At 74.8% G+C, this 18,678-nt stretch carries 20 protein-coding genes; 11 read left to right on the forward strand and 9 right to left on the reverse strand.

The window, feature by feature from the left end; genetic code table 11:
* Positions 1–127: 127 nt before the first annotated feature.
* A complete protein-coding gene (locus AB0O91_RS35245) occupies positions 128–619 on the reverse strand; it encodes a YcxB family protein (RefSeq protein WP_363441988.1) in 492 nt (163 codons plus the stop codon).
* Positions 620–975: 356 nt separating this feature from the next.
* On the opposite strand from AB0O91_RS35245, the gene AB0O91_RS35250 reads away from it, so the two are divergent.
* The 4 genes from AB0O91_RS35250 to AB0O91_RS35265 all read left to right on the forward strand — a co-directional run bounded on the left by AB0O91_RS35250 (position 976) and on the right by AB0O91_RS35265 (position 3,755).
* Positions 976–1,803, forward strand: a complete 828-nt coding sequence (locus tag AB0O91_RS35250) for a hypothetical protein (RefSeq protein ID WP_363441990.1) — start codon at positions 976–978, stop codon at positions 1,801–1,803.
* A gap of 226 nt (positions 1,804–2,029) precedes the next feature.
* Positions 2,030–2,323, forward strand: a complete 294-nt coding sequence (locus AB0O91_RS35255; RefSeq protein ID WP_363441992.1) for a hypothetical protein — start codon at positions 2,030–2,032, stop codon at positions 2,321–2,323.
* A gap of 153 nt (positions 2,324–2,476) precedes the next feature.
* Positions 2,477–3,397 carry an NAD(P)-binding domain-containing protein gene (locus AB0O91_RS35260; protein ID WP_363441994.1) on the forward strand — a complete coding sequence of 307 codons (921 nt, stop codon included), beginning with the start codon at positions 2,477–2,479 and terminating at the stop codon, positions 3,395–3,397.
* A gap of 145 nt (positions 3,398–3,542) precedes the next feature.
* On the forward strand, positions 3,543–3,755 hold the full coding sequence (locus tag AB0O91_RS35265) for a hypothetical protein (RefSeq protein ID WP_363441996.1): 213 nt from the start codon (positions 3,543–3,545) through the stop codon (positions 3,753–3,755).
* A gap of 10 nt (positions 3,756–3,765) precedes the next feature.
* On the opposite strand, the gene AB0O91_RS35270 is transcribed toward AB0O91_RS35265, so the two are convergent.
* On the reverse strand, positions 3,766–4,401 hold the full coding sequence (locus tag AB0O91_RS35270; RefSeq protein ID WP_363441998.1) for an XRE family transcriptional regulator: 636 nt from the start codon (positions 4,399–4,401) through the stop codon (positions 3,766–3,768).
* A 139-nt stretch (positions 4,402–4,540) separates the two neighbouring features.
* Between AB0O91_RS35270 and AB0O91_RS35275 the strand changes: the two genes are divergently transcribed.
* The 3 genes from AB0O91_RS35275 to AB0O91_RS35285 all read left to right on the forward strand — a co-directional run bounded on the left by AB0O91_RS35275 (position 4,541) and on the right by AB0O91_RS35285 (position 8,030).
* Positions 4,541–5,527, forward strand: a complete 987-nt coding sequence (locus AB0O91_RS35275; RefSeq protein WP_363442000.1) for an alpha/beta hydrolase — start codon at positions 4,541–4,543, stop codon at positions 5,525–5,527.
* A 134-nt stretch (positions 5,528–5,661) separates the two neighbouring features.
* The gene (locus tag AB0O91_RS35280; RefSeq protein WP_363442001.1) at positions 5,662–6,669 is read left to right on the forward strand and encodes a hypothetical protein; all 1,008 of its coding nucleotides are present in this window, start codon (positions 5,662–5,664) and stop codon (positions 6,667–6,669) included.
* Positions 6,666–8,030: an FAD-dependent monooxygenase gene (locus AB0O91_RS35285; RefSeq protein WP_363442003.1), complete on the forward strand. Its 1,365-nt coding sequence runs from the start codon at positions 6,666–6,668 to the stop codon at positions 8,028–8,030. The genes AB0O91_RS35280 and AB0O91_RS35285 overlap by 4 nt, the downstream gene beginning before the upstream one ends.
* A 61-nt stretch (positions 8,031–8,091) precedes the next feature.
* Here AB0O91_RS35285 and AB0O91_RS35290 read toward each other — a convergent pair whose 3' ends face one another.
* Positions 8,092–9,330, reverse strand: coding sequence for an NADH:flavin oxidoreductase/NADH oxidase family protein (locus AB0O91_RS35290; RefSeq protein ID WP_363442005.1), 1,239 nt, complete (start codon positions 9,328–9,330; stop codon positions 8,092–8,094).
* A gap of 106 nt (positions 9,331–9,436) precedes the next feature.
* Here AB0O91_RS35290 and AB0O91_RS35295 point away from each other — a divergent pair, with 106 nt between their 5' ends.
* Positions 9,437–10,036, forward strand: coding sequence for a TetR/AcrR family transcriptional regulator (locus tag AB0O91_RS35295; protein WP_363442007.1), 600 nt, complete (start codon positions 9,437–9,439; stop codon positions 10,034–10,036).
* A gap of 48 nt (positions 10,037–10,084) precedes the next feature.
* Here AB0O91_RS35295 and AB0O91_RS35300 read toward each other — a convergent pair whose 3' ends face one another.
* Entirely contained in the window at positions 10,085–10,375 is a 291-nt protein-coding gene (locus AB0O91_RS35300) for a hypothetical protein (RefSeq protein ID WP_363442009.1), read from the reverse strand.
* Positions 10,376–10,730: 355 nt separating this feature from the next.
* On the opposite strand from AB0O91_RS35300, the gene htpG reads away from it, so the two are divergent.
* Positions 10,731–12,704 carry a molecular chaperone HtpG gene (gene htpG / locus AB0O91_RS35305; RefSeq protein WP_363442011.1) on the forward strand — a complete coding sequence of 658 codons (1,974 nt, stop codon included), beginning with the start codon at positions 10,731–10,733 and terminating at the stop codon, positions 12,702–12,704.
* Positions 12,705–12,841: 137 nt separating this feature from the next.
* On the opposite strand, the gene AB0O91_RS35310 is transcribed toward htpG, so the two are convergent.
* From AB0O91_RS35310 to AB0O91_RS35325, 4 genes are read right to left on the reverse strand one after another with little or no spacing between them, the layout of a single operon-like run.
* Positions 12,842–13,678, reverse strand: a complete 837-nt coding sequence (locus AB0O91_RS35310; protein ID WP_363442013.1) for a class II fructose-bisphosphate aldolase — start codon at positions 13,676–13,678, stop codon at positions 12,842–12,844.
* Entirely contained in the window at positions 13,666–14,625 is a 960-nt protein-coding gene (locus AB0O91_RS35315) for a 1-phosphofructokinase family hexose kinase (RefSeq protein ID WP_363442015.1), read from the reverse strand. Before AB0O91_RS35315 ends, AB0O91_RS35310 begins: the two co-directional genes overlap by 13 nt.
* Positions 14,622–15,623 carry an ROK family protein gene (locus AB0O91_RS35320; RefSeq protein ID WP_363442016.1) on the reverse strand — a complete coding sequence of 334 codons (1,002 nt, stop codon included), beginning with the start codon at positions 15,621–15,623 and terminating at the stop codon, positions 14,622–14,624. The genes AB0O91_RS35315 and AB0O91_RS35320 overlap by 4 nt, the downstream gene beginning before the upstream one ends.
* Positions 15,620–16,495, reverse strand: coding sequence for a sugar isomerase (locus tag AB0O91_RS35325; protein ID WP_363442018.1), 876 nt, complete (start codon positions 16,493–16,495; stop codon positions 15,620–15,622). The genes AB0O91_RS35320 and AB0O91_RS35325 overlap by 4 nt, the downstream gene beginning before the upstream one ends.
* Positions 16,496–16,711: 216 nt before the next feature.
* Here AB0O91_RS35325 and AB0O91_RS35330 point away from each other — a divergent pair, with 216 nt between their 5' ends.
* Positions 16,712–17,797, forward strand: coding sequence for a substrate-binding domain-containing protein (locus AB0O91_RS35330; RefSeq protein ID WP_363442020.1), 1,086 nt, complete (start codon positions 16,712–16,714; stop codon positions 17,795–17,797).
* 72 nt (positions 17,798–17,869) lie between these two features.
* Positions 17,870–18,163 carry a hypothetical protein gene (locus AB0O91_RS35335; RefSeq protein WP_363442022.1) on the forward strand — a complete coding sequence of 98 codons (294 nt, stop codon included), beginning with the start codon at positions 17,870–17,872 and terminating at the stop codon, positions 18,161–18,163.
* Between the two features lie 81 nt (positions 18,164–18,244).
* Here the strand turns inward: AB0O91_RS35335 and AB0O91_RS35340 are convergent, their stop codons facing one another.
* Positions 18,245–18,643: a VOC family protein gene (locus AB0O91_RS35340; RefSeq protein ID WP_363442024.1), complete on the reverse strand. Its 399-nt coding sequence runs from the start codon at positions 18,641–18,643 to the stop codon at positions 18,245–18,247.
* Between the last annotated feature and the right edge of the window lie 35 nt (positions 18,644–18,678).

Genomic DNA, 18,678 nt, shown 5'->3' on the forward strand with positions numbered 1-18,678 from the left:
TCCCTCTGCCGGTGACGGTGTCGGCTCTGCCGGAGCACGCTACCGTCGGGCGGTCTCCGGAGGGGAAGGGCGGCGAGGTCGCTGCCGCGGCCGGGGGCCGGGGGCCGGGAGCCCCCCGGCTGCGGGGTCAGCCGAACGGGCGGTACCAGGGGCGCCTCAGCGGCGGCAGCCGGTGGGCGAAGAAGGCCGCCACCTGGGCGAGTTGCGCCTCGTCGAAGGCGTGCTGCGGGAGGAAGGCGACGGCCCGGTTGGTCTGCTGCAGGTACCAGTAGCCGGACCGCGCGGTCACCTGGCGGTAGGCGCTCCAGTCGACCTCGGCCTGACTGACGGCGGTCTCCAGGGCGTAGTGCTGCTCGGTGATCCGTACCGTCCAGGGTTCGGCCAGCAGCGGAGCGCTCTTGCGCGCGGCCTGGCGGACGACCACCAGCTCGACGAAGCCCACGAGCACCGGGCCGAGGATCACCAGCCAGATCTTCGGGTCGGTGTCGACGGCCAGGGTGAACAGGCCCACCAGGAGGAACAGCACGCCGAAGATCGACATCCCCCGGGCCGACGGGCTGTTGCGGATCGCTCTTCGGACGTCGGCCTCGGTCAGCCGGAAGGTCGTGGTGATGTGCATCGGAAGTCGTCGGTTTCCCTCGGTGTCGCGGCCGGTGGCGCAGGATCGCCCGGGCCCGTCCGGTCGGGGGACGACCGTCCGTCGCGCTCGCGGCCCGCCACCTGGGCCGGGCCCTTGAACGACGCTCAAGATCTCATGTGCGGCAGCGAACCGTCCAACGGCTTTACCCGCCCCCGCACGACCGTACCGCGGCGCAGCGGAGGCGGGGTCAGCGGTGGCGGCCCGGACCGATCTGCGGGTTCCGGCCAATTCCCCGCGCAGGTCCACCCGGCGGCCGCCCGGCGGGCAGGATGGCCGGGGCCCGGGCCACCGTCCGGCCGGGCCTCGGCGAACGACCGGAAGGACACGGACCACCCATGCGCAAGAACGCACGGCGATCCACGGCGGCAGCGGCCGTCTGCGTCGCACTCATCGGCGCGGCCGGCCTCCTCGCACCCGCCGCCCAGGCGCAGCCCCGGCCGCAGGCCCACACGGTGGCGGCGGTGGCGTCCGCCGTCGTCCGGCCGCACGACGCCACGCCGCCGGGCACCCAGGGGCAGTCCACCACGGTCACCCGCCCCGACGGCACCCGGGCACAGGTGTCGGTCTTCTCGACCGACTACGTGACCGGCCAGACCATCTGGTACCGCTCGCAGAGCGCCCCCGGCGCGGCGTACGGCGACTGGAGCCAGGTCAGCGGCCTGGCCCTGAACTTCCAGAACGCGGTGCTCACCGCCGCCGCGAACGCCGACGGCAGCCTGGAGGTGTTCACCATCGGCTACCAGTCGGCCGTGCTGGTCCGGATCCACCAGACCGACGAGGACGGCCCGTGGTCGGCGCCGGAGGCCTTCGGCCCGGGCGGGGCGACCGTGCCGCGCTTCTTCGGGGCGCCGGTGGCGTTCCGACGGGCGGACGGCACGCTGGCCCTCTTCGAGGTCTACCAGGGCTCCGGCAGCCCCCGGCTGTACGTCAACGAGCAAACCGCACCCGGCACGTGGGGCACCTGGACGGACCTCGGCCCCGGCCCCCTCCCGGCCACCGTCGCCACCCCGTCCGCGGTGACGCAGGCGGCCGACGGGACGCTGACGGTCGTCGCGCACATGTGGAACGCCCCCTCGATGTACGCCACGGTCTCCGAGCGGACCCCGGGCGGCGGGTGGGGCCCCTGGCGGGCCTGCGCCACCGCCGGCTGCACCACGGGGTGACCCGCACGGCGCCGGGATGCCGCCTCCCGGCGCCACCGGGCCGACAGCCGGTTCCGCTCGGGCCGGCTGTTCCGAAACGGTCGTGCACGGTGGGGAGTTGGCTGCTGGAAAAGCTGTGGCAAATTCGCGGTGCTGGTGTGACTGCTGTGTGGGAGCATCGGCGCCGCGGGCGGATCCGGCGCCCGTGGGGGACTTCGCCACCGGCTTCGAAAGAAGGATCCGACCCATGATCAATCCGCTCAAGCGCGTGCTCGTGACCACTCTTGCCACGGGGGCCCTGCTGACCGTCGGCGCCCTGCCGGCCAGCGCCCACACCGCGGTCACCGGGCAGACCACGTTCACGGCCTACGGCTTCGGCTCCGACCAGTTCTCGGCCGGCATGGCCGCACGGGCCGTCGCCTTCCGCGACGGCGAGGCGGCGGGCTACACCGCCGCCCAGTGCCACATATCCTTCGGCCCGTTCAGCACCAGGATCGGGATGGTCTGGCGCGGCGTCGCCCAGCTCACCTGTAACGCCTGAGGCACCGCGCCCCGGCGGTGCGGTCACCGCCGGGGCGCACCCGGGGACGCCCGGGTGCGGGTGCGGGTGCGCCGGAGGGCCGGGCCGAGGGAGTGGCCCGCGTTGCCGGCCCGTTCCCGTTCCCGCTCCCGTTCCCGCGAAGGAAGTCCGCCGATGTCCGTGCTCCTGCTGAACGACGACGACGTCCGCCGGCACCTCGACGCCCCCCGTACCGTCCGGGCCGTGCGCGAGGCCCTGCTGGCCGCGCACGCGGGTGACCTCGTCGCCCCGCCGCGGGTGCACGCCGAACTCGGCGACGGACGGCTGGTGTTCACCGCCGGACGGCTGCGCGCGCAGCAGCTGTTCGGTTTCCGCGTCTACGACACCGCGGTCGGGGCCGAGCACCTGGTGGCGGTGTGGAACGGCGGGGACGGACGGCTCAGGGCCGTCGTGCACGGTGCCGAGTTGGGCTCGCGGCGCACCGGTGCGATCGGGGCCGTGGCCGTGGACGCGGTGGCCAATCCCGGGCCGGTGCGGCTGGGGCTCGTCGGCACGGGACCGGAGGCCTGGGCGCAGCTGTGGGCCGTCCGTGCGGTGCGCCGGCTGACGGAGGTCGCGGTGGCGTCCCGCCGGCCCGAGCGGGCGCAGGCGTTCGCGCGGCGCGCCGCCGACGAGTTGGGCGTCGGGGTGCGGGCGGTGGGCACGGTCGAGGAGGCGGTGCGGGAGCGTGACGTCGTGATCCTGGCGACGAACAGTCCGACCCCCGTCCTGGCGGCCGACTGGATCGCGCCGGGTACCCATGTGACGACCCTGGGGCCCAAGTCAGCGGCGCGCCACGAGCTTCCCGCCGCCCTGGCGCGACGCGCGCGGCTCATCGTGACGGACTCGCCCGCGCAGGTGGCCGACTACGGCGAGCCGCTCGCGCTGCCCGTCGAGCAGATGGTCGGCCTCGGTGCCGTGCTGGCCGGCGCCGAGGCCGGGCGCACCGGACGCGAGGAGATCACCGTGTTCTGCTCGGTCGGTCTGGCGGGCACCGAAGTCGCCGTCGCGGCGCGGCTCCTGGAAGCGGTGGAGGCGGAGGCGCAGTCGCGCTGACGTCGGCCGTCGGCCGTCGGGGCCCGGAGTCCGGGGTCCGGGGCCCGCATCCTAGGTTTCTCGGATGGAACGGCGGCCACCCCCCGGGACAGAATCGGCGCATACCCGAGCACCCCAGGAACCAACCCGAAGGGATGTGCCCTTGATGACCCGTTTCTCCCGTTCCCTCGCCGTTTTCGCGGTCTCGGCGACCGCGGTGGTCGGCGGCATCGCCGCCGCCCCCTCCGCGTCCGCCGCCAACAAGTGCGACGTGGAGTACACCGTGGCGTACTACAGCTACAAGCAGCTCGGATACCCGGAGCTGGAGTCCATGCTGCACGCGGAGAAGAGCTACAACCTCTGCCAGGCCAACGGCTGACGATCCGTCATCACTGCTCGTCCGGCGCCCTTCCGTCACCGGCTCCGCGGCCGGTGGACGGAGGGGTGCGCAGCCGTGGGCGTTCTCCCTGCGGCCCGAACATGATCAGGTACTCCACCGGTCCGGCGGATCCGGCGTTCGCGACCCCGTGGGGGATCCGGGTGTCGAACTCGACGACGTCCCCGGCGGCCAGGACGAGGTCCTGCTCCCCGAGGGCGAGCCGCAGGCGCCCGTACAGGACGCACAGCCACTCGTAGCCCTCGTGGGACGCCTGCCGGGGCCGCCCGGACTGCTCCGCGGCGGCCGGCAGCACGTGCTTGTGGGCGTGCAGGCCACCGACGTACCGGGTCAGGGGCACCACCACCTTGTCGTCGCCGGACCCGTGCGGCGCCGCGCTGCGGGGCCGGGCCGCCGGGGCGGGCGCGGTGCCCGCCAACTCGTCCAGGCCGACTCCGTACTCCCCGGCCAGATGCAGCACCACCTCCAGGGTGGGCTTGCGCCGGCCGGTCTCGATCCGCGACAGCGTGCTGGACGAGATGCCGGTCGCGCGGCTGACGTCGGCGAGGGTGACGCCGCGGCGCTCACGCGCGATCCGCAGCCGCGGCCCCATCTCCGCCAACGCCCGGGCCACGTCGTCTCCTGCCATCGTCCCCGCTCCTTCCGGCCGTACCGCTTCACCGCCCCGTCCTGCGATCTTGCCAGAATGGCAACGCCGATCGCACGGAGCGGCCGGGGCGCCGCATGATCGACGAGTCCCCGCAGCCCGCGAAACCGAGGAGACTCCCATGCGATCCGAGCCGACCACCGCCCTGCGCCACCGCACCGTCGAGGCCCCTGCCGGGCGACTGCACCTGGTCGAGCAGGGCGCCGGCCCGGTGGTGCTGCTCGTGCACGGCTTCCCCGAGTCCTGGTACTCCTGGCGCCGCCAGCTCCCGGCCCTGGCCGCGGCCGGGTACCGGGCGGTGGCGATCGACGTGCGCGGCTACGGCCGGTCCTCCCGGCCCGCCGCGACTGACGCCTACCGGATGCTCGACCTGGTCGAGGACAACGTCGCCGTCGTGCGGGCGCTCGGCGCGGAGAGCGCGGTGATCGTCGGCCACGACTGGGGCTCCAACATCGCCGCCGCCTCCGCCCTGATCCACCCCGGGACCTTCCGCGCGGTCGGCCTGCTGAGCGTCCCCTACGCGCCGCCCGGCGGCCCCCGACCCACCGACATCTTCAGCCGACTCGGCGGCCCCGAGCAGGAGTTCTACGTCTCCTACTTCCAGGAGCCCGGCCGCGCCGAAGCGGAGATCGAGCCCGACGTCCGGGGCTGGCTCGCGGGCTTCTACGCGGCCCTGTCCGCCGACACCATGCCCGCCGAGGGCGAGCCCGACCCGCACTTCGTCACCCCGGGCCGCCGGCTGCGCGACCGCTTCCCCGCCGGCCCGCTCCCGGCCTGGCTGAGCGAGGAGGACCTCGACGTCTTCGCCGGGGAGTTCGAGCGCACCGGCCTGACCGGTGCCCTCAACCGCTACCGCTCCATGGACCGCGACTGGGAGGACCTCGCCCCGTACCGCGGAGCCCCGATCGAGCAGCCGTCCCTGTTCATCGGGGGCACCCTGGACGCCTCCACCACCTGGATGTCCGACGCCATCGACGCCTACCCCACCACCCTGCCCCGGCTGTCCGCCTCCCACCTCCTGGACGGCTGCGGCCACTGGATCCAGCAGGAACGCCCCGACGAGGTCAACAGCCTGCTGACCGCCTGGCTCGCCACGCTCCGGAGCTGAACCGGGCGGGCCGCCGCCCCGGCCAGGGGGCCGCCGTACGGCAGGTACCCGGCGGCCCCCTTGCGGCCGGGGACCCGACGCGGGGACCCTGGGGTGGAGCGACGGCCCGCACCCCTCCCCCGAAAGGGCCCAGCATGCCTCAGGACACCGCCTTCGCCCTGCCCTTCGGGGCCGCGACCAGTCCGGACGTCGACGCCGCCCGGAACCGCAGCGTCCTCTGGTGCCGACGGCAGGGGCTCATCGGGGACCAGGTCGACGAACTGCGCTTCCGGCGCCGGGACATCGCCGGGCTGATGGCCGCGTGGAACCCCCTGGCGATCGGCGCGCAGCTGGACCTGACCGTCGACGCGGTCGTGGTGGCCACCTTCCTGAACGGCCACACCGACGGCCCGCCGACCGTCCGGCCCGAGCGCGTCGCCGCCGTCTGCGCGGACCTCACCACCGTCATCGCCACCGCCGGACGGCCCCCGGCGGGTGCCGGACCGCTGGTCCGGGCGTTCGGCGACGTGTGGCGCCGCCTCGCCGACGGCGCCTCCCCCGCGTGGCTGGAGCGCGCCGGGCAGCACTGGCAGTGGTACCTCGGCGCCCGCACCCAGGAAGCCCACGACCGCGCCCACCCCCGCGCCCACCGGCGGGTGCCGACCCGCGCCGCGTACGCGGAGCTGCGCCGCCGCTCCGGCTTCGTCGACGCGATGATCGACCTCAGCCAGAAGGCCTACGGCTTCGAACTCCCGCGCCGGCTCTCCGCGGACGCCGTGGTGCGCCGGATGCTCGACATCACCGCGGACGTGGTCGACGCCCTCGACGACGTGCACTCCGTGGAGCAGGAGGAGTCCCGCGGCGACCTCCACAACCTGGTGCTGGTGATCGAGAACGAGCTGGGCTGCGGGCGCGAGGACAGCGTCCGCGAGATCCAGGACATGGTCACCTCCTGGTGCGAGGAGTTCCTCCTCCTGGAGCAGCGGCTGTCGGAGACGGTCGGGTTCCGGGACGCCACCGCCGCCCACTGGATCGCCGACTGCATGCGCAGCGCGATGAGCGGCTACCTGGCGTGGAGCCGGACCACCCGGCCCCACTCCGCCCTGGTTCCGGCCGGGGAACCCGCCCTGGCCACCGGTCCGGCCCGGACCGCCTGGCGGTGACCGGCCGGCCCCGGGCCGTCGTCGTCGGCGCCGGCATCGCGGGGCTGCTCGCCGCGCGCGTGCTGGCCGACGCGTGCGCGGAGGTGGAGGTCCTCGAACAGGACGTCCTCCCGGACCGGCCCGCCCCGCGGCCGGGTGTGCCGCAGGGCCACCACGTGCACGGGCTGACGGCACGGGGCGCGGACGTCATGGAGGCTCTCTTCCCGGGCCTGCGGGCCGAGTTGACCGCGGCCGGGGCCCCGGGAGGGGACTTCGGGCAGATCGTCGCCTTCCGCTTCCCCGACTGCTGGTCGCCGCGCACCCGGACCGGGATCCCGCTGCAGACGTTCAGCCGCCCGCTCCTGGAGGCCCGCCTGCGCCGACGCGTCGTCGCGCTCGGCAACGTCCGGATCCGACCGGGCGTGCGGGTCACCGGGCTGACGGGCGGCGCACCGCGGGTGCGCGGGGTCGTGGTCCGCTCAACTCCCGGGCAGGAAAGTGCCGTTGACGCCGACCTGGTGGTGGTCGCGAACGGGCGGGCCTCGCAGCTGCCGCAGTGGCTCACCGGGCTCGGGCTGCCGGGGCCGCGGCGGACGGTGATCGACGCCGGCGTCGGCTACGCCTCACGGCTGTACGCGACCGGCGGCGCCGACAGCCCCCCGTGGGCGGCAGCCATGGAACTCCTCCAGGCCCCGCACGTCCGGCGCGGTTTCATGGCCACCCGGGTCGAGGGCGACCGGCTCCTCGTCACCCTCCAGGGCGCCGCCGGCGACCATCCGCCGCACGACCCGGAGGGCTTCGCCGCGTTCGCCCGCGGCCTGCGCACCCCGCTGGCCGAACTCCTCTCCGGCTTCGAGCCGTTGACGTCCGTACGCGGCTACGCCCGCTGCGCGAACCAGCGCACCCACTACCACCGGCTCCCGCGCTGGCCCGACGGCCTGATCGTCCTCGGCGACGCCGTCTGCGCCTTCAACCCGCTCTACGGCCAGGGCATGGGCGTCGCCGCCATGGCGGCCGACCTGCTGCGCACGATGGTCCAGGAGGCCGGCGCCCCCGGCTTCGGCCACACCTACCAGCGCCGTCTCGCCCGGCTCACCCGCCGCCCGTGGCTCATGTCCACCGTCCAGGACCGCGGCTGGCAGCAGCCGCGGCCCGACCGCACCGCCCGCCTCGCCGGAGCCGTCCTCCCACCGGTCCAGCGGGCGATGGCGGCCGAGCCGGAGGTGTTCCGCCGCTTCCTGGAGGCGATGCACATGACGCGCAGCAGTGCCGTCCTGCTCCACCCCCGTGCGCTGCTCCCCGTCCTGGCGGCGGCCGTCCGCCCCGCGCGGACCGGGCCGCCCGACGACCCGCGCCTGTGGTGGGGGCACACGCCGTCCTGAGCGGTCGACCCGGCGGCGGGCCGGCCGGGCCGGGCCCGCTGTCACCGCAAGGACGCCGGGGTCACCCGGCCGCGGTCGGCAGCCAGGCGCGGTAGCGGCGCAGGTCCTTGCGCTGGCGGAGTTGCTCGGCGACCAGGGCGACGGCGGGGTGGGTGCCGGGGGCGGGCTCGCCCCCCCGGGCGATGCGGCGCAGCTGGCGGCGGACCTGGGCCATGCTCGCGGCCGAGGCGAGCGCCTTGTCGGACCAGGTGACCGGGCGCAGCTGCCGGTCGGCCTCACGGCCGGTGACCCAGCGGTTGGGCAGGTCGGGGGTGACGGCGAGGGCGGTGCCGATCCCGATCAGCTCGACGCCGCCGGCCAGGACCCGTTCGGCGGTGTCGCGCCGGGTGATGCCGCCGGTGAGCATCAGCGGGAGCGGGCTGGTGGTGACCAACTCCTCGGCCAGGTCGAGGAAGTAGGCCTCGCGGGCCTGGGTGCGCTGGTCCGCGCGGCGGCCGGTCATGGCCGGGCTCTCGTAGCTGCCGCCGGACAGTTCGACCAGGTCGACGCCGAGCGGGGCGAGCATCCCGATGACCTGGCGGGCGTCGTCGGCGTCGAATCCGCCGCGCTGGAAGTCGGCGGAGTTGAGCTTGACCGCGACGGCGAAGGAGGGGGAGACGGCGGCCCGGACGGCGCGGACCACGTCCAGCAGCATCCTGGCCCGGTTCTCCAGGGAGCCGCCCCAGGCGTCGGTGCGCCGGTTGACCAGGGGGGACAGGAACTGCGACAGCAGGTAGCCGTGGGCGGCATGGATCTCCACGCCGTCGAAGCCGGCCTGCTCGGCCCGGGCGGAGGTGACCGCGAAGCGGGCGACGGTGTCCTGGATCTGCTCGGGGGTCATCGCGACGGGCCGGCCGAAGCGGCCGCTGTGCCGGCCGAGGTCGACGCCCACCGCGGACGGGGCCCACACCACGCCGGGCATGTCGGAGGCGATCTGGCGGCCGGGGTGGTTGATCTGCATCCAGATCTTCCCGCCGGCGGACTTCCCGGCCTCGGCCCATGCGGCGAAGGGCTCCAGCGGCGCGGCGGCGTCGAGGACGACTCCGCCGGGGCCGGTCAGCGCCTCGGCGTGGACCATGACGTTGCCGGTGATCAGCAGTCCGGTGCCGCCGGCGGCCCAGCGCCGGTACAGCTCGACGAGCCGGCCGTCGGGGAGCTGGCCCGGGGCGGCCAGGTTCTCCTCCATGGCCGCCTTGGCGATCCGGTTGGGCAGCACCGCTCCGGAACGCAGGTGCAGGGGCGAGAACAGTGCGCTGGCCATCCGGGCCCTCCTTCTCCGTCGACCGGTTTCTCCGTCGACTAGAATGTGTACACCGCTCACATTAGGCGGCGGATGTGTGCAGTGCAAACATGAGGGAGGGTGACCCATGCCACAGACCAGTGGTCCGTACCACCACGGCGATCTGCGCACCGCGTGCCTGCGCGCGGCCCGGGAACTGCTGGAGGAGGACGGCAGCGCCGGCCTGTCCCTGCGCGCGGTGGCCCGCCGGGCCGGGGTCTCCGCGACCGCCCCCTACCGGCACTACGCGGATCGCGACGCCCTGGTCTCGGCGGTCGCCGCCGAGGGGTACCGCGAGCTCGCCGAGATCCTCACCGCGGCGCACCCCTCCCCCACCACCCCCGACGAACTCGCCACCGTCGCCCTCGCCTACGTGCGCTTCGCCCTCGACCGCCCGGCGATGTTCCGGGTGATGTTCGCGGAACCCTGCGACCCGGACAACGAGGAGCGGGTCGCCGCGACCGCCGCGATCACCCGCTACGTCCGCGACCTCGTCCACGGCCTCTTCCCCGCCGCCGACGCGGACGCCCTGGCGACGGCCGTGTGGGCCCTGGTCCACGGCCTGGCCTTCCTCCACCTGGACGGCAAGCTCGACAGCAGTACCCCGGAGGCCGTCGCCGCCCAGGTCCGCGGCGCGGTCCACGCGGTGCTCGACGCCCTTCCGGCGGCCACGCGGGGCGGCGCGTAGCCCGGACGGCGGGCGCCTGGCGGAACCTCCGGCCCTCGTCGGGCGTCGTCAGCGGGCTCCGGCCCGTCGGCGGCGGACCAGGCGCGCGCCCGGGCCCAGGTGCCCGGTGGCCGCTGCCGCGCAGCCGCCGATCAGGACGGCCGGCCAGCCGCCGAGCCCCAGGGCGCGGCAGGCCAGGACCGTGACGGCCAGTGCGGCCACCATCGCCACCAGGTCCAGCGCCGCCGCCCACGGGCCTCCGGCCGCGGGTTCACCCGTCAGACCGAGGAGGTCCGAGAGGCGTCGACGCCCCCGATCGCCCCTGACGGTCCGGCGGCGCCCGCGTGATGTCGGCAGCATGGGTGTCCTTGCATCGGGGATCGACCCCTCGCCGGCGGGGCGTGATCCGTGGTCAGCGGCGCCACCAGGGTAAAGGAACGGCAAAATGGTGGCAAGTACAACGGTCGTGGCGGGCAGGCCCGCACCAGGGCGGACGGCACGGCGCGGTGGACCTGCCCAGCGGGGAGCCGGAACACCGGGAGCGGGAACCACGGACCTCGATAGGGTGTCATGCCGGCGACGACGAGGTCCCGGTCAGCGAGAGGGGTGACGACGTGGACGCGCAGGACACCGGTACAGCCGGAGCCGGCCCGGCCCCGCTCCCCGCCGACACCCCAGCACCCTTGGACATCACCCTTTGAAGGAGTCCCTTTCCGTGGCCAGTCCGACCCAGACTCTGGAGTTCCAGGCGGAGACCCGCCAGCTGCTGCAGCTGGTGATCCACTCGATCTACTCGAACAAGGACATCTTCCTGCGCGAGCTGATCTCCAACGCCTCCGACGCCCTCGACAAGCTCCGCCTGGAATCCCTCACCGACTCCGGCCTCGACGCCGACACCGCGGACCTGCACGTCGTGCTGGACGTCGACCGGGAGGCCCGCACGCTGACGGTGCGGGACAACGGCATCGGCATGACCCGCGACGAGGTCGTCGAGCTGATCGGCACCATCGCCAAGTCGGGCACCGCCAGTCTGCTGGCCAAGATCAAGGAGGCCAAGGACGCCGAGGCCGCGCAGAGCCTGATCGGGCAGTTCGGCGTCGGCTTCTACTCGGCGTTCATGGTCGCGGACAAGGTCACCCTGCACACCCGGCGGGCGGGCACCGACCAGGGGACGGCGTGGGAGTCCGACGGCGAGGGCACCTACACCGTCGCGGAGGCCGAGGGCCTGCCGGTGGGCACCTCGGTGACGCTGCACCTCAAGCCGGCGGACGGCGAGGACGGACTGGGCGACTACCTGGCCTCGTGGAAGATCCGCCAGATCGTCAAGCAGTACTCGGACTTCATCCGCTGGCCCATCCGGATGGCCGTCGAGCCCACCGGCGCCGCCGCCGAGGCCGGTGACGCGGCCGGTGACGCGGCCGAGGGCGCTGACGCCACCGCCGGGGCCGCGCCCGAGCTGGAGACGCTGAACTCGATGAAGGCGCTGTGGGCCCGCTCCCGCAGCGAGGTGACCGAGGCCGAGTACAGCGAGTTCTACCAGCAGATCAGCCACGACTGGCAGCCCCCGGCCGAGACCATCCACATGCGCGCCGAGGGCACCTTCGAGTACGAGGCGCTGCTGTTCGTCCCCTCCCACGCCCCCTTCGACCTCTTCTCCCGCGACACCAAGCGGGGCGTGCAGCTGTACGTCAAGCGCGTGTTCATCATGGACGACTGCGACGCGCTGATGCCGAACTACCTGCGGTTCGTCAAGGGCGTCGTGGACGCCCACGACCTGTCGCTGAACGTCTCCCGCGAGATCCTCCAGCACGACCGCCAGATCACCGCCGTGCGCCGTCGCCTCGTCAAGAAGGTCCTCGGCGCGCTCAAGGACGTGAAGACCAACCGGAGCGACGACTACACCGCGCTCTGGGAGCAGTTCGGCCGGGTCCTCAAGGAGGGCCTGCTCGAGGACCGCGACAACACCGACGCGCTGCTGGACCTGGTCAGCGCCGCCTCGACGAACGACCCGGAGAAGACGACCACGCTGCGCGAGTACGTGGAGCGGATGAAGGACGGTCAGGACACCGTCTACTACCTGACCGGCGAGAACCGGGCGATGGTGGAGAACTCCCCGCACATGGAGGCCTTCACCGCCAAGGGCTACGAGGTCCTGATCCTCACCGACCCGGTCGACGAGGTCTGGACCGACCAGGTCCCGGCCTTCGACGGCCACCGCTTCCAGTCCATCGCCAAGGGCCAGGTCGACCTGGACGGCGACGGGGACGAGGCCGGCAGCGACGAGGCCAAGGCCGAGAAGGCGCAGCGCGAGCAGGACTTCGCCCCGCTGGTCTCCTGGCTCCAGACCGCCCTGGCCGACCACGTCAAGCAGGTCCGCCTCTCCAGCCGCCTCACCACCTCCGCCGCCTGCCTGGTCGGCGAGGCCCACGACCTGACCCCCACCCTGGAGAAGATGTACCGGGCGATGGGCCAGGAACTCCCCCAGGTCAAGCGCATCCTGGAACTCAACCCCGCCCACCCGCTCGTCACCGCCCTGCGCCGGGCGCACGGGGCGAACGCCGACGACCCGGCGCTCGCCGACGCCGCCGAGCTGGTGCACGGCAGTGCCCTGCTCGCCGAGGGCGGCGACCTGCCCGACCCGGCCCGGTTCACCCGCCTGCTGACCGACCGCCTCACCCACGCGCTGTAGCGCTCCCCCGTCACGACGCCGGGTCGCGGCGTCGTGACGGGTCGCGGCGTCGTGACGGGTCGCGGCGTCGTGACGGGTCGCGGCGTCGTGACGGGTCGCGGCGTCGTGACGGGTCGCGGCGTCAGTCGGCCCCGGTGTCAGGCGGCGCGGAGCAGGGTGAGCAGGCGGGTGACCTCGGTGGCGACCGCGTCGCGGCCGGCGCCGAGGTAGTGACGGGTGTCGACCAGGTCCCGGCGGGCGTCGAGGCAGCTGCGGACGGCGGCGGTGAAGGCCTTGTTGAGGTGGGTGGCGATGTTCACCTTCGTCATGCCGTGCGCCACGGCGGCCGCGAGGTTCTCGTCGGCCACTCCGGAGGACCCGTGCAGCACCAGGGGCACCGGGACGGCGCGGTCGAGGGCGGCTATCAGGTCCAGGTCGAGGACGGCGTCCCGGGTCAGCATGGCGTGCGAGCTGCCGACCGCCACCGCGAGGGCGTCCACGCCGGTGCTCGCCACGAAGGCGGCCGCCTCGGCCGGGTCGGTGCGGGCCCCGGCGGCGTGGACGCCGTCCTTGCCGCCGACCTCGCCGAGCTCGGCCTCCACCCAGACGCCCTCCGCGTGGCAGCGGGAGACCACCTCGGCGGTGGCCCGGACGTTGGCCTCGTAGTCGAGCGTCGAGGCGTCGAACATCACCGAGGTGAAGCCGAGCCGGACGCCCTCGCCGACCAGGTCGGCGGAGGTCACGTGGTCCAGGTGGACCGCGACCGGGACGTCGGCGGCCCGGGCGACCGCCAGCGCGGCCTGGCCGATCGGGGCGAGGGCACCGTGGTAGCGCACGGCGTTCTCGCTGATCTGGAGGATCACCGGTGCTCCGGCCCGCTCCGCACCGGCCACGATCGCCTCGGCGTGTTCCAGCTGGATGACGTTGAAGGCGCCGACGCCGTGCCGGCCGCGGGCGGCCGGTCCGACGATCGATCCGGTGGCTACGAGGGGCATGGCTCTCCTTGAGCGGACGAAGGGGGCGCGGGGTGGACCCGGCGGACCGTCACCCGGGGCAGCAGCCGCCGGTGGTCGGCCGGGTCGAAGCTGCCGGCGAGCGGGGCGAGGACGGTGGCCGCGGACAGGGCCACGGCGTCGGCGAGGCGTTCGGGCCAGGGGGTGCCGGCGACCAGGCCGGCGGTGAGCGCGGCGACGGCGGAGTCGCCCGCGCCGGTCGGGTTGCCGCGGACCTGCTCCGGGGGCCGGGCCCGCCAGTCGCCCTCGGGGCTGCTGAGCAGCAGCCCGCCGGGCCCGAGGGAGACGGCCACCGCCCGGGCCCCGGCCGCGCGCAGCGTGCGGGCCCCGGCGAGCGGGGTCACCGGGCCCGCGGTGGCGGCGAGTTCGGCCGCGTTGGGCTTGACCAGTGCCGGGCCGGCGGCCAGGCCCGCAAGCAGGGCGGGGCCCGTCGCGTCCAGGACGGCGGGGACGCCCGCCTCCCCGGCGAGGGCGACGAGGGAGCCGTAGGCGTCGGTGGGGACGCCTACGGGCAGCGAGCCGGACAGCACCACGGCCTCGGCAGTGCGCAGCAGTCGGCGGTAGCGGTCGGTGAAGCGGGACCACTCGTCGGCGCCGATGACCGGCCCGGGCTCCAGGTAGACGGTGGCGTCGCCGGCGGCCTCCTCGACCACGGTGACGGTGCGCCGGGTCGTTCCCCCGATCGGGACGAACTCCTCGCGCAGCCCGGCCTCGGCGAGGTCGGCGCGCAGGTGGTGCCCGGTGGCTCCGCCCGCGAAGCCGGTGGCGACGGTGTCGTGGCCGAGGGCGGCCAGCACCCGGGCGACGTTGACCCCCTTGCCGCCGGCCCGTTCGGTGACCGCCGTTACCCGGTTGCTGGCGTGCGGGGCGACCCGGTCGAGGCGGTAGGTGGTGTCGACGGCCGCGTTGAGCGTGACGGTGAGGATCACCGGGCACCTCCGGGGGTGGCGACGGAGCCGGCGGTCTCGGAGGCGTCGGAGGCGGCGACGTCGGAGGCGGGGTCGGCGGCGGCCGCGACGTCGGCGGCCAGGTCGAGGGCGAGCAGCGCCGCGCCCAGGCAGCCGGCCCGGTGGCCGAGTTCGGCCCGCACCAGCCGGGGCGCGGACCGGAAGGTGAGCCGGTCGGCGAGGGCCCGGCGAAGCGGGCCGAGCAGGTCCTCGCCGGCCCGGGCCAGGCCGCCGCCGAGGACGATCCGTTCCGGGTCCAGCAGGGTGGTCGCGGCGGCCAGCCCATCGGCGAGCGCGTGCACCGCCTCGGCCCAGATCCGTACCGCCGCCGCCTCGCCGTCGCCCAGCCCGCGGTGCACGTCCTCGGCGGTCGCCGTCGGACGGTCGGTGAGCCGGGCGTAGCGGCGCGCGACGGCCGACGCCGAGGCGACGGTCTCCAGGCAGCCGCGGTTGCCGCAGGCGCAGCGCTCGCCGTCGGGGCGGACGACCAGGTGGCCGAGTTCCCCGGCGGCGCCGAGGGCGCCGGTGACGGCCCGGCCCCCGTGCAGGACGGCGGCGGCGATGCCGGTGCCGACCGGGACGAAGAGGAAGGAGTCGCTGCCCCGGCCGGCGCCGAGCCGGGCCTCGGCGAGGCCGCCGGCCCGGACGTCGTGGCCGAAGGCGACCGGCAGGCCGAGGTGTTCGGCCAGCCAGGGGCGGATCGGGACGTCGTGCCAGTCCAGGTTGACGGCGCGCCGGACCGTTCCGGTCCGCTCGTCGACCACACCGGGGACCACGATCCCGGCGGCCCGGAGCGGGGTGTCGGCGTGGCGGGCGAGGTCGGCGAGGTCGGTGGCGCAGCCGAGGACGGTGTCGATGACGGCGCCGGGGCCGCGGTCGGAGCGGGTGAGCCAGCGTTCGGACCGCAGCGGGGTGCCGTCGTCGGCGACGACGGCACCCTTGATCTCGGTGCCGCCGACATCGAGGGCGATGACGGTCACGGCTGGGCGAGGATGATCGAGCGGGTCAGGTTGCGCGGCCGGTCCGGGTCGACGCCCCGGGCGTCGGCCAGGGCGACGGCGAGCCGCTGGGCGCGGATCAGTTCGGCCATCGGGTCCAGGCCGGAGCCGGTGACGGCGGTGGCGCCGGTCGCCTCGACCTGGGCGAGCAGGCCGGCCGGCGGTTCGCCGAGGAACCAGACCACCCGGCCGGGGGCGCTGATGCTGACCGGGCCGTGCCGGTACTCCATGGCCGGGTAGGACTCGGTCCAACTGCCGGACGCCTCGCGGACCTTGAGGGCCGCCTCGTGGGCGAGGCCGGTGGTCCAGCCGGTGCCGAGGAAGGTGAACTGCTCGGCGGCGGTCACGCCCTCGGGCAGGTCCTGGTCGAGCGCGAGTCGGGCCTGTCGGGGCAGTTCGGCGGTGGCGAGGCCGAGGTGGCCGCGGAGCAGGGCGAGCGTGGTGGTGGCGAAGCGGGTCTGCACCACGGACTTCTCGTCGGCGAAGGAGAGGTCGACGACCGTGTCGGCCGCGCCGGTGATCGGGGTGTCGAGATCGCCGGTGATCGCGGTCCGCGGGGTGCCGGGGGTGCGGTGGAGGGCTTCGAGGACCTCGGTCGTGGTGCCGGAGCGGGTGATCGCGAGCACCCGGTCGTAGCGGCGGGTGTGCGGGAAGGCGGAGGCGGCGAAGGCGTCGGTCTCGCCGAGCCCGGCCTCCTCGCGCAGGGCGGCGTAGGCCTGCGCGATGTAGAGGGAGGTGCCGCAGCCGAGGACGGCGACGCGCTCACCGGGCTGGGGCAGGCCTTCGGGGTTCAACTCCAGTGCCCGGGACCAGCATGCGGGCTGGGTGGCGATCTCCGCGGCGACGTATGACATGAAAACTCCTGCGCAAAGTTGCAGCGTTCTGCTTGAAGATGAGCACAACATAGACCAATCAATCAGAAATGAACACAGGCGATAAGCGACTGCCCCCCGCGGTCATCGGCCCATCGATGGCCTCACCAGGCCTTTGATCGAATTTCGACCGTGCGATACGATTCGATCGACTGTCGGCGGTCGGCCTGCAGCCCGGAACGACCAGGAGGAGACCCCGTGGCCATCTCGGCGGAGGAGCGTCGGGCCCGCATCCTCGACGTGGTGCGCGAGCTGGGCTCGGTGCGCGTCACCGACCTCGCCGAACGCCTCGGCATGCCCACCGTCACGATCCGCCGGGACGTCGCGGCGCTGGCCGACAGCGGCCTCCTCCAGCGCTCGCACGGCTCCGTCTCCCTGCCGCAGGGCGCCGCCGCGGGCCGCCGCCGCCCCGGTGGCGCCGGGGCGGTCGTCGGCCTGCTGGTACCGACCGTGGGCTCCTACTTCGACGAGATCATCGAAGGCGCCCGGTCCGCCGCGACGGCCGCCGGCGCCCGGCTGGTGCTCGGCATCTCCCCCTACGAGGCGCAGGACGACCGCGCCCAGGTGGAGCGCATCCTCGGCTCCGGCGTCGACGGCCTGCTGTTCACCCCGAACTGGCGGCCCGGCAGCCCGGACGAGGGCGAATGGCTCACCAAGCTGCCCGTCCCCACCGTGCTGGTCGAGCGCCGCGCGGCCGCCGGGGCGGTCGCCGCCGACCTCGACGCGGTCGTCTCCGACCACCGCCACGGCGTCCTGCTGGCCCTGCGCCACCTCGCCGCGCTCGGCCACCGGTCGGTGCTGCTCGCCGCCCGCAACGACACCCGGACCGCCCACGAGGTACGGGCCGGCTACCAGGAGGCCGCCCGGCTGCTCGGCCTGGAGACCCACCCCGTCGTCGAGGTGCACCCCTGGGGCACCGACCCGATGGCCCCGGCCGACCCCGAGTGGCTGGCCGACCGGGTCGCCGAGCACGCCGAACAGGGTGTGCGGGCCGTCCTGGTCCACAACGACCGGGACGCGATCCAGCTGCCCCAACTCCTGCGCGCCCGGGGCCTGCGGGTCCCCGACGACCTCGCGCTGATCTCCTACGACGACGTCTTCGCCTCCCTCACCACCCCCCCGCTCACCGCCGTGGCCCCACCGAAGCAGGCCGTCGGCACCGTCGCCCTGGACCTGCTGCTGCGCCGCCTCTCCACCGGCGCCGACCTCCCGGCCCACCACATCGGCCTGCTGCCGTCCCTGGTGGTCCGCTCCTCCTGCGGCGCCCTGCCCGCCCGGGGCTGACCCCGCCCGGGGTGGGGCCGCTGAGGCAGCCTCAGTCCTCGCCCGACCTGGAGCCATCGGCTCGGGTCGGACGTGTGGCCCGATCCCGTCCGGGGCCGGTTCCTCGGCCGGGACGGACCGCACGCCGCCCACCCGGTCCGCTGCCTCGCCCACACCGACGGGCGGGCGGGAGCCGGGAACAGCGCCGGTGACGGGGTCTTCCAGGAACTGGAGACCTCCATGACCCACCGGATCGAGGCCCACGCCGTCATGGACGAGGTCTCGGCCTGGGACCCGTGGCCGGACGCCGACTACGCACGCGCCGTCGCCCGGCAGTCGGCCGACCTCTCCGAGGTCGCCGAACTCGCAGCCGGGGCCGGGGAGTAGCGGGCCACGGGGTCGGTTTCCTCGCGGAGCACGGCCGGATCATGCGGTACGAACCCCGGCGGGCCGGCGGCGCGTCGGGGCTCAGGCGTCGGCTTCGAGGGCGAAGGTGTTGCCGTCCGGATCCCGGAACCACGCGATGCGTCCGCCGCCGGCCCGGGCGGTGATGCCCCGGGCGTCGTACGCCAGTCCGTCGTAGCGGACGAAGTCGACGCCGGCGGCGGTCAGTTCGTCGACGACCCGTTCGATGTCGTCGACGTACCAGACCGCCACCGTGGCCTGCGCCGTGCCGGCGGTGCCCGACTGGTACACGTTCAGTGCCGGGCCGCCGCCGGAACCGTAGACCCGGCTGCCGTCCGGGATGTCGGCGCTGGGACCGGTCCGCAGGGCCCGCAGGCCCAGCTTTCCTTCGTAGAACGCGGCCGCCCGCCGGATGTCGGAGACGGCGACCGAGGCGCGCAGGTGGAAGTCGCTCAGGGGCATGAGCCACCCTCCCACGCCCGGGGCCGGACCGGCCT

The sequence above is a fragment of the Kitasatospora sp. NPDC089797 genome (assembly GCF_040684795.1).
In the GTDB taxonomy this organism is placed as follows: Bacteria; Actinomycetota; Actinomycetes; order Streptomycetales; family Streptomycetaceae; genus Kitasatospora.